The organism is Aeromonas sp. 96A, from assembly GCF_051919165.1.
GTDB classification, from domain to species: domain Bacteria; phylum Pseudomonadota; class Gammaproteobacteria; order Enterobacterales; family Aeromonadaceae; genus Aeromonas; species Aeromonas veronii.
In genome coordinates this window covers 82,560-94,971 of record NZ_JBQBFE010000001.1, presented here as the reverse complement: position 1 = coordinate 94,971, position 12,412 = coordinate 82,560, and the positions used below count along the sequence as shown (strand labels likewise).

General features: G+C 59.9%; 10 protein-coding genes. 4 read left to right on the top strand and 6 right to left on the bottom strand.

The annotated features are described in order from the left end of the window. Positions 1-54 precede the first annotated feature (54 nt). The gene (clpP, locus tag ACTG2W_RS00460; RefSeq protein WP_005336979.1) at positions 55-678 is read right to left on the bottom strand and encodes an ATP-dependent Clp endopeptidase proteolytic subunit ClpP; all 624 of its coding nucleotides are present in this window, start codon (positions 676-678) and stop codon (positions 55-57) included. Positions 679-764: 86 nt separating this feature from the next. Then, positions 765-2,075, bottom strand: coding sequence for a trigger factor (gene tig / locus ACTG2W_RS00455; RefSeq protein WP_106843767.1), 1,311 nt, complete (start codon positions 2,073-2,075; stop codon positions 765-767). Between the two features lie 440 nt (positions 2,076-2,515). Here tig and ACTG2W_RS00450 point away from each other — a divergent pair, with 440 nt between their 5' ends. Then, the gene (locus tag ACTG2W_RS00450) at positions 2,516-2,950 is read left to right on the top strand and encodes a YccF domain-containing protein (RefSeq protein ID WP_106843766.1); all 435 of its coding nucleotides are present in this window, start codon (positions 2,516-2,518) and stop codon (positions 2,948-2,950) included. 92 nt (positions 2,951-3,042) lie between these two features. Then, positions 3,043-3,633 carry a 5'-deoxynucleotidase gene (gene yfbR, locus ACTG2W_RS00445; protein ID WP_021230589.1) on the top strand — a complete coding sequence of 197 codons (591 nt, stop codon included), beginning with the start codon at positions 3,043-3,045 and terminating at the stop codon, positions 3,631-3,633. An 87-nt stretch (positions 3,634-3,720) separates the two neighbouring features. Here yfbR and lolE read toward each other — a convergent pair whose 3' ends face one another. The 3 genes from lolE to ACTG2W_RS00430 form a co-directional block, all read right to left on the bottom strand. Continuing rightward, the gene (gene lolE / locus ACTG2W_RS00440; RefSeq protein ID WP_005360064.1) at positions 3,721-4,962 is read right to left on the bottom strand and encodes a lipoprotein-releasing ABC transporter permease subunit LolE; all 1,242 of its coding nucleotides are present in this window, start codon (positions 4,960-4,962) and stop codon (positions 3,721-3,723) included. Then, the gene (lolD, locus tag ACTG2W_RS00435; RefSeq protein WP_181281639.1) at positions 4,962-5,660 is read right to left on the bottom strand and encodes a lipoprotein-releasing ABC transporter ATP-binding protein LolD; all 699 of its coding nucleotides are present in this window, start codon (positions 5,658-5,660) and stop codon (positions 4,962-4,964) included. The genes lolE and lolD overlap by 1 nt, the downstream gene beginning before the upstream one ends. A gap of 88 nt (positions 5,661-5,748) precedes the next feature. After that, positions 5,749-6,984, bottom strand: coding sequence for a lipoprotein-releasing ABC transporter permease subunit (locus ACTG2W_RS00430; RefSeq protein ID WP_106843764.1), 1,236 nt, complete (start codon positions 6,982-6,984; stop codon positions 5,749-5,751). Positions 6,985-7,060: 76 nt separating this feature from the next. Between ACTG2W_RS00430 and ACTG2W_RS00425 the strand changes: the two genes are divergently transcribed. Continuing rightward, positions 7,061-7,636, top strand: a complete 576-nt coding sequence (locus tag ACTG2W_RS00425) for a hypothetical protein (RefSeq protein ID WP_005336991.1) — start codon at positions 7,061-7,063, stop codon at positions 7,634-7,636. A 56-nt stretch (positions 7,637-7,692) separates the two neighbouring features. Next, the gene (gene mfd, locus ACTG2W_RS00420) at positions 7,693-11,160 is read left to right on the top strand and encodes a transcription-repair coupling factor (protein ID WP_181281643.1); all 3,468 of its coding nucleotides are present in this window, start codon (positions 7,693-7,695) and stop codon (positions 11,158-11,160) included. A 100-nt stretch (positions 11,161-11,260) separates the two neighbouring features. On the opposite strand, the gene fbp is transcribed toward mfd, so the two are convergent. Beyond that, complete coding sequence (gene fbp, locus ACTG2W_RS00415) at positions 11,261-12,295, bottom strand: class 1 fructose-bisphosphatase (RefSeq protein ID WP_005336993.1); 1,035 nt, start codon at positions 12,293-12,295, stop codon at positions 11,261-11,263. Positions 12,296-12,412: the final 117 nt, after the last annotated feature.

Genomic DNA, 12,412 nt, shown 5'->3' with positions numbered 1-12,412 from the left:
ATCAATAGAGGATGGATCGGCCTGTTGAGTTTACAACAGACCGGGACACCCTGCTCAGCTACGCTGGCTCAGGACACCGTCTACCAAACCATAGGCCACAGCCTGCTCGGCGGACATGAAGTTGTCACGATCGGTGTCACGCTCGATGGTAGCCATGTCCTGACCGGTGTGGAACGCCAGGCGCTCGTTCAGGGTATTTTTGATCTTCAGGATCTCCTGGGCGTGGATCTGGATATCAGATGCCTGACCCTGGAAGCCACCCAGCGGCTGGTGGATCATCACGCGGGCGTTAGGCAGGCAGAAACGCTTGCCCTTGGCGCCACCGGCCAGCAGGAAGGCACCCATGGAGCAGGCCTGCCCCATGCAGACGGTGCTGACATCCGGCTTGATGAACTGCATGGTGTCATAGATAGACATGCCCGCAGTCACCGAACCACCCGGCGAGTTGATGTAGATATAGATGTCCTTGTCCGGATTCTCGGACTCGAGGAACAGCAACTGGGCAACCACCAGATTGGCCATGTGATCTTCAACCTGACCAGTCAGGAAGATCACCCGCTCTTTCAGCAGACGGGAGTAAATATCGTAGGAACGTTCACCCTTGGCAGTCTGTTCGACCACGATGGGGACCAGCGCATTGCTGGGAGAATCGGTCATATCGTTATAGTTCTTGTACATAAGGCATTGTCCCTAAAATAAAATGGCCCGAGTGGAGATCACACGAGCCATTATACTTAACAGTCTTGACCTTAAGTCAAATGTTCTTAGGCAGCGGCGCCAGACTTGTTGATCACTTCGTCAAAGGCAACTTCTTTTTCGGTCACTTGCGCTTTGGACAGGATCAGGTCGATGGCTTGATCTTCTACTGCCAGGTTACGAACGCCGTTCAGCATCTGTTCGTTCTTCTGGTAGTACTCGATCACTTCCTTCGGATCTTCGTAGGCAGTCGCCATGGACTCGATGATGCTGTTTACACGGGCATCGTCAGCCTTGATCTCGTTGGTACGGATCACGTCACCCAGCAGCAGGCCTACGCGTACACGACGCTCGGCTTGAGCCTGGAACAGTTCAGCCGGCAGCTCGGGAGCGTTGCCGCCCTGGAAGCCACCGAAGCGCTGCAGAGCCTGCTGACGCAGTACGTCGATCTCTTGAGCAACAGCTGCTTTCGGCAGGTCGATTTGGTTGGCTTCAACCAGACCGTTCAGAACCTGCTCTTTCACGCTGTTTTTCAGGGCTTGAGCCAGTTCGCGCTCCATGTTCTTGCGCACTTCGGCTTTCAGCTCTTCAACAGAACCGCTTTCGATACCGAAACGCTTCACGAACTCTTCGGTCAGCTCAGGCAGGATCTGCTCTTCAACCTTGATCAGCTTGGAAGCGAACTTGGCCTCTTTGCCTTTCAGGTTTTCAGCGTGGTAGTCAGCCGGGAAGGTCACTTCGATGGTGAACTCGTCGCCCGCTTTCTTGCCCAGGATGGCGTCTTCGAAGCCCGGGATCATGCGACCAGCGCCCAGCACCAGGTTGAAGCCTTCAGCTTTGCCGCCGTCGAACTCTTCACCGTCGATGGAACCGACGAAGTCCAGGGTCACACGCATGCCATTGGCAGCGGCAACATCGGCATCAGCCCAGGTAGCGTGCTGCTTGCGCAGGGTGTCGATCATGTTGGCCAGATCTTCATCCTTCACGGTCGCAACCGGCTTCTCGACCTTGATGGTCTCGAGACCAGCAACTTCGAACTCCGGGTACACTTCGAAGGTGGCGGTGAATTCGAAATCCTGACCTTCCTGGATCTCTTTCGGATCCATGGTCGGGGCACCGGCCGGGCTCAGTTTGTTTTCGATGATGGCTTTGATGAAGTTGCTCTGCATCATTTCATCAGCAACGCGGGCGTGAGCCATGGCGCCGAACATCTTCTTGATGATGGCAACCGGAGCCTTGCCAGGACGGAAACCGTCGATGCGACGAGTTTTGGCCAGGCCATTCAATTCTTTACGCACAGCGGCGTCTACGGTAGCGGCCGGTACAGTGATGGTAAGACGGCGTTCCAGACCCTGGGTTGTCTCTACAGAAACTTGCATTCTTCTACCTCGTTCAACTCAGCACTGTGTGCTGACCCTTATTGCCCCTGGGCAAAGCCCGGAGTCTTCCTGTTTATAAAGACAACAATATGTCTTTGTGATGAGAAAATATGACGCGGCATTATAGCGGCGCACTTTGGTCGAGTCGAGCCACACATCCCCCACATTGAGCAGCGTGAAAGCACAATTCGTGCAAAACTGCCCTTTATATGGGGAGAGAGGCACCCGACTTCAACTATCCGATGGCAATAATTTTGCGTTTGCTCACCTTTTTTCATCCGAACGCCGCTTTATTGCCCATCTTTCGCCGAAAAACAGCCCACCGTTGCGGGCGGCGACTCAATTTGACCAGCCAAATGGCGATTGGACCAATCAACCATTGCGTCCCTACCCCTCCCTCGTTATGGTGGCAACCAAATTGATGATCTGGAGTCACTCACATGGCCTTTTTCCGCTTCTTGTTCAATCTGCTCTGGTTTGTACTGGGAGGTGTCTTTATGGGCCTGGCCTGGTGGCTGGCCGGTCTTGTCTGCTTTATCTCGCTAGTAGGCATCCCCTGGGGACGTGCCTGCTTCGTGATCGGCACCTTTACCTTCTTCCCGTTTGGCAAGCAGGCGGTCAACCGCAAGACCATAACCGGCCAGAGCGATATCGGCACCGGCACTCTGGGGCTGATTGGCAATATCCTCTGGTTCGTGCTGATCGGTGTCTGGCTCGCCATCGGCCACATCGCTTCCGCGCTGGCCTGCTTCGTGACCATTATCGGTATCCCGTTCGGTATCCAGCACCTCAAGCTGGCACTCATCAGTCTGGCGCCCATCGGCCAGATGATTGTGACCAACCAAGAGGCGGAATCGGGCCGCTATATCCGCTAACTACGGGAAATGCGCGGGCAGACGCTGCCCTGCAACGAAAAAAAGGGCAGACTAGGGTCTGCCCTTTTCTATTCTCTTTTGTTGAGGCCATCATGTTACCCAGCCACTTTTTCGCCAATCTCGCCCGCATGAAACTCATCTACCGCTGGCCCCTGATGCGCAACATCCAGCCCGAAAATATCGCCGAACACAGCCTGCAGGTCGCCATGGTGGCCCATGCCCTCGGCATCATCAAAAACCGGCTGTTTGGCGGCAGCGTGAATGCCGACCGTGCCGCGGTGATGGCCCTCTATCACGACAGCAGTGAGGTGCTGACCGGCGATCTGCCTACCCCGGTCAAATACTTCAACCCCGAGATCGCCCGCGAGTACAAGAAGATCGAGCTGGCCGCCGAACAGCGTCTGCTCGGCATGCTGCCGCCGGAACTGGTGGAGGACTTTCGCCCCCTGCTCGATTCGGCAGCCCAGGATGGCGAGCTGGCCAGGCTGGTCAAGGATGCCGACACCCTCTGCGCCTATACCAAGTGTCTGGAGGAGATCAACGCGGGCAACCGGGAGTTCGAACCGGCTCGCAAGCGCCTTGAAGCCATGCTGGCAGCCCGGATGAGCGAGGAGATGCGCTACTTTATCGACACCTTCGTGGCCAGCTTCTCCCTGCCGCTCGATGAGCTGAACGCCCACTAAGCCACGTCACTCGACCTCAAAACAGAAGGGCCCGCCGGTTTGCACCGGCGGGCCCTTCGTTCTTTATTGCGCATTAGATGCAACGCATCAGTGACCCAGCTCGCGGGAGGGTACCAGACCGCTCGCCCGCCAGGCGGGATAGAGGGTCGCCACCAGACTCATCAGGATGGCGGCGCCCGTCACGATGAGCAGGTCCTGCATATGCAACTCGGTCGGCAAGAAGTCGATAAAGTAGATATCCGGATTGAGGAAGCGATGGCCGATGAGCTTTTCGACAACGCTCAGGATCTGGGTCAGCTTGCTCGAAAGCAGCCCGCCCAGCAGGGCGCCAAGCAGCGCACCGGCCACGCCGTTGACCATGCCCTGAATGACGAAGGTAAGCCGGATCTGGCCGGGGCTCGCCCCCATGGTCTTCAGGATGGCGATCTCGCTGCGCTTCTCGTTCACCGCCATCACCAGAGTGGAGACGATGTTGAAACAGGCGACGGCCACCACCATCAGCATCACCACATACATGACGGTACGCACCATCTGGATGTCCTGATAGAGGTAGCCCTGGCTGTTCATCCAGCTGCGGATGTAAACATGATGAGGGAACTGCTGCGCCGCGGCTACGGTGATGGATTGCGCCTTGAGCACATCGCTCACCCGCAGGCTGAAGCCCTCCACATCGCTGCCCATACCAGTGATCGCTTGCGCATCGGCCAGATGCATAAAGCCGAGCAACCCGTCGAGCTGACCGCCGATCTCCAGCAGCCCCACCACGGTCAGGGCTTCGCGCCGGGGATTCTTGATCCCGGTCTGATCACCCCCTTGTGGCAACAACAAACCAAGAGTGTCACCCACCTTGACGCCCAGTTTGTCGGCAATGGTCTTGCCAAGGATCACCCCACGCTCACCCGGTTGCAGCTCACGCAGGCCGCGGCCCGTCATGTATTTGCCCGCATCCGACAGATTGGCTTCCAGCTCCGGCAATACCGCGCGCAGTTGCACCCCCTTGAGGGCGGAGCCGTGCTCCAGCAGGCCATTGAGGCGAATGACCGGCGCAGCGGCCTCGACGCCCGGTTGGGCCAGCAGGTAGTCACGCAGACGGGGCCAATCCGGCAACGGCCGCTCGACGGCGTCCAGCTCACCTTGCGGCACCACGGAGAGCACCCGATCTTTGAGCTCCCGCTCGAAACCGTTCATGGCGGAGAGGCCCAGGATCAGCGCCATCACCCCGAGGGCGATACCGATCAGGGAAGAGGCAGAGATAAAGGCGATAAACCCGTTGCGACGGCGGGAGCGGCTGTAACGCAGGCCCAGAAAGAGGGGCAGCGGTTTGAACATCAGGCAACCTCCGCCATCACGCCGCTCACCAGGGTCACCCGGCGATGGAGCTTGGCCGCCAGGCTCAAGTCGTGGGTCACCACCACAAAGGCGGTGCCCAGTTCACGATTCAGTTCACACAGCAGTTCGTACACCGCAGTGGCACTGGCGTGATCCAGATTGCCGGTGGGTTCGTCCGCCAGCACCAGGCTCGGTTCGTTGACCAGCGCCCGGGCGATCGCCACCCGCTGACGTTCGCCACCGGAGAGCTCGGAGGGACGGTGGTTCAAGCGATGGGAGAGCCCCACCCGACCCAACATTCTGGTCGCCTTCTCGGTGGCAACCGCCACCGACTCACCGGCGATCAGCAGCGGCATGGCCGCATTTTCCAATGCACTGAACTCGGAGAGCAGGTGATGAAACTGATAGACGAAACCCAGCTCGCGGTTACGAAAACGGGCCTGGGTGCGGCTATCCCAATGGTGGATATCCTCCCCCTTGAACAGCACGGCGCCGCTGGAGGGGTTGTCCAGCGCCCCCATCAGATGCAGCAAAGTGGTCTTGCCGGAGCCCGAGCTCCCCACCACCGCCAGCATTTCACCGGGCGCGACACAGAGATCGATCCCCTTGAGCACCTGAGTCTCCAGTTCCCCCTCTTTATAGACATGATTGAGCGCATGGCAGCGCAGCAGAGGTTCACGGGATACGGCTTCATTCATAACAGGGGCTCCACTTGCCTCAGTAACAACGCTGGCACCCGCAACAACGGGGGCACCAGTCACAACAGAAGATGCATTATTCACGGCATTACTCATAACGCAGCGCCTCGGCCGGTTTCACCCGCGCAGCGCGTGCCGCCGGATAGAGGGTGGCACTGAAGCTCAGCAGCACGGCGCCCAGCAAGATGGTGATGACCTGAGCCGGCTCGACAATCACCGGCAGGCCACTGCCGCCCGCCGCCATATAGAGGTTGAGCCCCACCGCATTGAGCAGAGGGTTGAGACCCAAGGAGAGCGCAAGGCCTGCCAGTCCGCCAAACAGGGCGCCAATCACCCCGCTGGAGGCGCCAAGCACCATGAAGATTTTAACGATCCCTGATTCACTCATGCCCATGGTGCGCAGGATGGCCACTTCGCCCTCCTTGTCCGTCACCACCATCACCAGCGCGGAGAGGATGTTGAAGGTAGCGACGGCGATGATCAGCACCAGCATCAGCCCCATCATCCGTTTTTCCATGGCGACCGCTTGGAACAGCTCGCCCCGCTCGCGGCGCCAATCCTGCCACAGCAGCCCATCCGGCAACGGTGTCTTGATCACCTCGTCGGCGGCAAAGGGATCATCGAGCCAGAGGCGAATGCCACCGACGGTTTCTGTCGGCAAGCGCAGCAGCCGCTGGGCATCCCCCAGCGCGATCAGCGCAATCTGGTTATCCACATCAGCGCCGACCCCGAAGATGCCGGAGACGGTAAAGAGGCGCTGGGCCGGTACCCGGCCAAACGGGGTGAAGCGGGTCCCTTCGGTCAGGATCAGGCGAACCTGATCGCCGATGGAGGCATTGAGGCGGCGTGCCACCCCCTGCCCCAGCACGATGCGGTAGTGACCCACCTGCAGGGTATCGAGTCGCCCCCCCAGCATCTGGCTATGGAGGATGTCATCCTTGGGCCACTTAGCAGGGTCGATCCCCTGCACGCTCACCCCGGTCAGCTGGCCGGGGCTTTGCAGCATTCCTTCGCTGTCGAGCATGGGGGCCGAGGCGACCACATGGGGTAATTTGGCCAGATCAGGCAACCCTTGCGGGTCGGCATCAATGCGGCCAGCCTGATTGGTCACCACCACATGGGGGATCACCCCGAGGATGCGCCCTTTGAGCTGCCCTTCGAAACCGTTCATCACCGAAATGACCACCATCAGGGCGGCAACCCCGATGGCGATGCCAAAGGTAGAGAACAGGGAGATAAATGAGACGAAGCGATTGCTGCGCTTCGAGCCCGCATAACGCAGGCCGATGGCCAGCGAAAGGGGCTGAAAAAGTCCGGTCTTCAAGGATATGTACGTTGCCAACAAAATAAGATACCGGATAATAAAGGGAAACCGTCCATGACAACAAGGGATAGCCTCCATGCAGGAACAGTTCTTCAGCGTCACTCATGCCACGCCGGTCAATGTGATCCCCATGCCGGCCGACTTCCACCTCCCCTCGCTGGAGGAGCTGGACGCTGAGCTGCCGGAGCCCTTTCGGATCTCTTCGGCCATTACCTCCATCGATCTGGTGACCACCCGCCTGCTGCGCAACCAGAACGAGTCGATGCACGATCTGATCGAGATCGTCAATCAGCAGTCCCGCAAGATCGACATGATCATGGGCTATGTGCTCTCCCTGCAGGACCATCCGGAGCAGCGCTTTCACACCCTGCGCTTCGGGGCTGGCCAGCTCACCTACCTGCACCCCTATCATGATCACGGGGCTGCGCCGCACCTGCACCAGATAGTGCGCCTCAAGATCTTCCTGCGGGAAGAGGCGGCCGCCATCTACTGCTATGGCCAGGTCAAACAGCTCGACGGCGGTGAACATGGCACCCATGTGCAGCTCGACTATGTGCGGATCCGCGAAGATGACCGTGAACTGCTGGTTCGTGCCAGCCTCCACGTGCAATCGAAACAGCTCAAGCTGCGCGCCCAAGAGCGTCAGCGCTAACCATAGCGAACGTCAGCGATAGATAACGTCAACGTTAAAAGAATCGAACCATGCCAATGAAACTTCCCGCCTTGCCCGCCAAAGCGGGCCAAAAGATCGCGCTCGGCCAGCTGGTCGGCAGCAGCCTCTCGCTGATTGCAGCCCGTCTCACCAGTGAAGCCAAGGGGCCGGTACTGCTTATCACCGCCGATACCCCGAGCGCCCTGCGCCTGGAGCAGGAGCTTCAGTATTTGCTGGCAGACAAGCAGCTAGCCGATCAGTCCGCCCCCGTATTGCTGTTCCCCGATTGGGAGACCCTGCCCTACGACACCTTCTCCCCCCATCAGGACATCATCTCCCAGCGGCTCGAGACCCTCTACAAGCTGCCGCAGATGAACAAGGGGGTACTCATTGTCCCCATCTCCACCCTGATGTTGCGCTGCGCCCCCCGGGTCTATCTCGACAAATACAGCCTGATGGTGAAGGCCGGCCAGCGCCTCAACCTGCAACAGCTGCGCGGACGCCTGGCCGAGGCGGGTTATGTGGCGGTGGATCAGGTGCTGGAACATGGCGAATTTGCCGCCCGCGGCTCCCTGCTCGATCTCTTCCCCATGGGCAGTAGCAGCCCCTATCGCATCGACTTCTTCGACGATGAAGTGGACTCCATCCGCCCATTCGATCCCGAAACCCAGCGCTCCAGCGAACCGGTCAAGACGGTCAGCCTGCTGCCCGCCCGGGAATACCCCACCGACGAGGCGGCCATCGAACTGTTTCGCGGCCAGTTCCGCGAGCAGTTCGAGCTGTCGCGGGCCGAGGGATCCGTCTATCAGGAGGTGAGCAAGGGACGCTGGCCCGCCGGCATCGAGTATTATCTGCCGCTCTTCTTCAACCAGACCGCCAGCCTGTTTGACTACCTGCCGGAAGAGACCCTGCTGCTCACCGTGGGGGATATCTACCCCGCCGCCCAGCGTTTCTGGAACGATATCGGCCAGCGCTATGAAGACAGACGCTGGGACAACACCCGCCCACTGCTGCCACCGGCCCAGCTCTATCTGCCGGTGGAGCAGCTCTTTGCCTCTCTAGGCCAATATGGCGCGGTGCGGCTGCAAGAGGCCGCCACCGCCGGTGATGCAGGTCAGCACGATCTACCTATCTCGGCGCTGCCGGATCTGCAACTCGATCACAGCAAGGAGCAACCCTTGCTGGCGCTCAACCAGTTCCTCCAAGGCTTTGCCGGGCGCACCCTGTTTGCGGTGGAATCCGAAGGGCGACGGGAGGTGCTCGGCGATCTGCTGGCGCGTATCTCGCTGCAACCTAAAGAGTTCCCCTCCCTCGACGCCTTTATGGCGAGCCCGGATCGCCACGGCCTGCTGGTTACACCGCTTGAGCGTGGCTTCCTGTGGCAGGAGGTCGGTCAGGATCCATTGGCGCTGATCACCGAGACCGAACTGCTGGGCGGCAAGGTGCGCAGCAAGCGGGCGCGGGAGAAGAGCAAGAACCTGAGCTCCGATGCGGTGATCAGAAACCTGGGCGAGCTGACCCAGGGGCAGCCAGTGGTCCATCTGGATCACGGGGTCGGCCGCTATCTGGGACTGGAAACCATCGACGCCGGTGGCCTGCCCACCGAGTTTTTGACCCTCGAATATGCCGGCGGCGACAAGCTGTTCGTGCCGGTCACCAGTTTGCACCTTATCAGCCGCTACACCGGTTCTGATAACCCGCCCAGCCACAAGCTCGGCGGTGAAGCCTGGAGCAAGGCGCGGCGCAAGGCGGCGGAGAAGGTGCGCGACGTGGCAGCCGAGCTGCTCGATGTCTATGCCCACCGCGCCGCCCGCGCCGGTTTTGCCTTCAAGCACGACAAAGAGGCCTATCGCCAGTTTGCTGCCAGCTTCCCATTCGAGGAGACCGACGATCAGCTCAACGCCATCAATGCGGTGCTGGGGGACATGTGTCAGGCCAAGAGCATGGACCGACTGGTGTGCGGCGACGTGGGTTTTGGCAAGACCGAAGTGGCGATGCGGGCGGCGTTTGTGGCCGTGCATGGCGGCAAACAGGTCGCCGTGCTGGTGCCCACCACCCTGCTGGCGCAACAGCACTACGACAACTTCCGCGACCGCTTTGCCAACTGGCCGGTGCGGGTCGAGGTGCTGAGCCGCTTCCGCTCCGCCAAGGAGCAGAGCGCTGTGATGAAAGAGCTGGCGGAGGGCAAAGTGGACATCATCATCGGCACCCACAAGCTGCTCGGCTCCGAACTCACCTTCAAGGATCTGGGGCTGCTCATCGTCGATGAGGAGCACAGATTCGGGGTGCGCCAGAAGGAGAAGATCAAGGCACTGCGGGCCGATGTGGATATCCTCACTCTCACCGCCACCCCCATTCCGCGCACCCTCAACATGGCGATGTCCGGCATGCGGGATCTCTCCATCATCGCCACTCCGCCCGCCAAGCGGCTCGCCATCAAGACCTTTGTCCGCCAGCACGAACCGGCGGTGGTGCGCGAGGCGGTGCTGCGTGAACTCAAACGTGGCGGCCAGGTCTACTACCTGCACAACGACGTCGAGAGCATCGAGAAGTGCGCCGCCGATCTGGCGGAACTGGTACCCGAGGCCCGCATCGGCATCGCCCACGGCCAGATGCGCGAGCGCGACCTTGAGCGGATCATGTCCGACTTCTACCACCAGCGCTTCAACCTGCTGGTCTGCACCACCATTATCGAGACCGGTATCGACGTGCCGAGCGCCAACACCATCATCATGGATCGGGCGGATCACTTGGGTCTGGCCCAACTGCACCAGCTGCGGGGTCGGGTTGGCCGCTCTCACCATCAGGCCTATGCCTACCTGCTCACCCCCCATCCCAAGCTGATGACCAAGGATGCGGCCAAGCGGCTGGAGGCGATCGCCTCGCTTGAAGATCTCGGCGCCGGTTTTGCGCTGGCGACCCACGATCTGGAGATCCGTGGCGCGGGCGAACTGCTCGGCGATGATCAGAGCGGCCAGATCGAATCGGTCGGCTTCACCCTCTACATGGAGATGCTGGAGCAGGCGGTCGAGGCGCTGAAAAATGGCAAAGAGCCATCGCTGGAGCAACTGATGAGCCAGCACACCGAGGTGGAGCTGCGCCTGCCTGCGCTGCTGCCGGATGACTATATTCCGGACGTCAATATGCGCCTCTCCATGTACAAGCGGATCGCCAGCGCGGCAGACGAGCAGGAGCTGCGGGAGCTCAAAGTGGAGCTGATCGACCGCTTTGGCCTCTTGCCGGAGGCGACCAAAACCCTGCTGGAGCTGGCTGCCTTCCGTCAGCGTGCCACCGCCCTTGGCATTCGCCGGGTGGAGATGAGCGAGCGTGGCGGCTATCTCGACTTCACCCAGGAGACCAAGGTCAATCCGGCCTATCTGGTCAAGCTGCTCTCCAGCCAGCCACGGGTCTACAAGATGGACGGGCCGACCCGGCTGCGCTTCCAGGTGCCGACCCAGGATCGTGCGATGCGCCTGAAACTGGTGGATGGTTTGCTGGCTGATCTGGCCAACAACAGCCTGTGAATATCTGCAACGCTGGCGGCGAGCCAGCACGATAAAGCCAACTAAAACGGGAGCCAAATCGGCTCCCGTTTTTTATTCGCTATCAGTCAGCTGCGTACTATCAGCCCTGGTTAGCTGGATCCTCATGGGCGGAGAACTCGCGCATAAAGGCCTCGGCCCGCTCCACCATCTTGGTCGAGCCAACGAAGTAAGGGGTGCGCTGGTGCAGCGCGGTGGGCTGGATATCCATGATCCGGCCAAAGCCGTCGGAGGCCTTGCCACCAGCCTGCTCCACCAGAAACGCCATCGGGTTGCACTCATAGAGCAGCCGCAACTTGCCATTCGGCGAGTTGGTGCCGGACGGATAGATGTAGATGCCGCCCTTGAGCAGGTTGCGATGGAAATCAGAGACCAGGGAGCCGATATAGCGGGAGGTGTAGGGTCTGTGGGTCGCTTCGTCGCGCTCCTGACAATATTTCAGGTACTTCTTCACCCCGTCCGGGAACTTGATGTAGTTGCCCTCGTTGATGGAGTAGATCTTGCCCTCTTCCGGAATGCGGATGTTCTCGTGGGAGAGGCAGAAGCAACCGATGGAGGGGTCGTAGGTAAAGCCGTTGACGCCAAAGCCGGTAGTGTAGACCAGCATGGTGGAGGAGCCGTAGACCACATAACCGGCGGCGACCTGACGGTTGCCCGGTTGCAGGAAGTCCTCCAGGGTCACCGGCGAACCCTGCGGGCTCAAACGGCGGTAGATGGAGAAGATGGTCCCGACCGAGACGTTGACGTCGATATTGGAGGAGCCATCGAGCGGGTCGATCAGCACCACATACTTGGAGTTTTTGGAGAGTGGTGAGTCAAAGGCGACGAAGTCCTCTTCCTCTTCCGAGGCCATGCCGCACACCTCGCCGCGCGCTTCCAGCGCCGCCTTGAAGCGTTCGTTGGCGTAGACATCCAGCTTCTGCTGCACCTCGCCCTGTACGTTTTCAGCGCCCATGGAACCGATGATATCCGCCAGTCCCGCCTTGTTGATCTCCCGGTTCACCACCTTGGCAGCAAGGCGGATCGAGCTGAGCAACGAGGTCAGCTCGCCGGTCGCGGTAGGATAATCCGCCTGCTTTTTGACGATGAACTCACCCATGGTGATCATGTTTCGCATTTTTGTTCCTTTAGATCGCATCCGTTGGCATTGAAAACGTTTGCAGGCATCGGCAAAAAAAATGCCGATCACCGGCGGCCTTGATTTGTAACCTAATGTAACGTCTGTTTTTTGTTT

Coding starts and splice junctions, on each gene's coding strand:
- tig (WP_106843767.1), bottom strand. CDS start 2,075: ATGCAAGTTTCTGTAGAGACAACCCAGGGTCTGGAACGCCGTCTTACC.
- lolD (WP_181281639.1), bottom strand. CDS start 5,660: ATGAATGAAGCCGTATCCCGTGAACCTCTGCTGCGCTGCCATGCGCTC.
- clpP (WP_005336979.1), bottom strand. CDS start 678: ATGTACAAGAACTATAACGATATGACCGATTCTCCCAGCAATGCGCTG.
- ACTG2W_RS00450 (WP_106843766.1), top strand. CDS start 2,516: ATGGCCTTTTTCCGCTTCTTGTTCAATCTGCTCTGGTTTGTACTGGGA.
- lolE (WP_005360064.1), bottom strand. CDS start 4,962: ATGTTCAAACCGCTGCCCCTCTTTCTGGGCCTGCGTTACAGCCGCTCC.
- fbp (WP_005336993.1), bottom strand. CDS start 12,295: ATGCGAAACATGATCACCATGGGTGAGTTCATCGTCAAAAAGCAGGCG.
- mfd (WP_181281643.1), top strand. CDS start 7,693: ATGAAACTTCCCGCCTTGCCCGCCAAAGCGGGCCAAAAGATCGCGCTC.
- ACTG2W_RS00425 (WP_005336991.1), top strand. CDS start 7,061: ATGCAGGAACAGTTCTTCAGCGTCACTCATGCCACGCCGGTCAATGTG.
- yfbR (WP_021230589.1), top strand. CDS start 3,043: ATGTTACCCAGCCACTTTTTCGCCAATCTCGCCCGCATGAAACTCATC.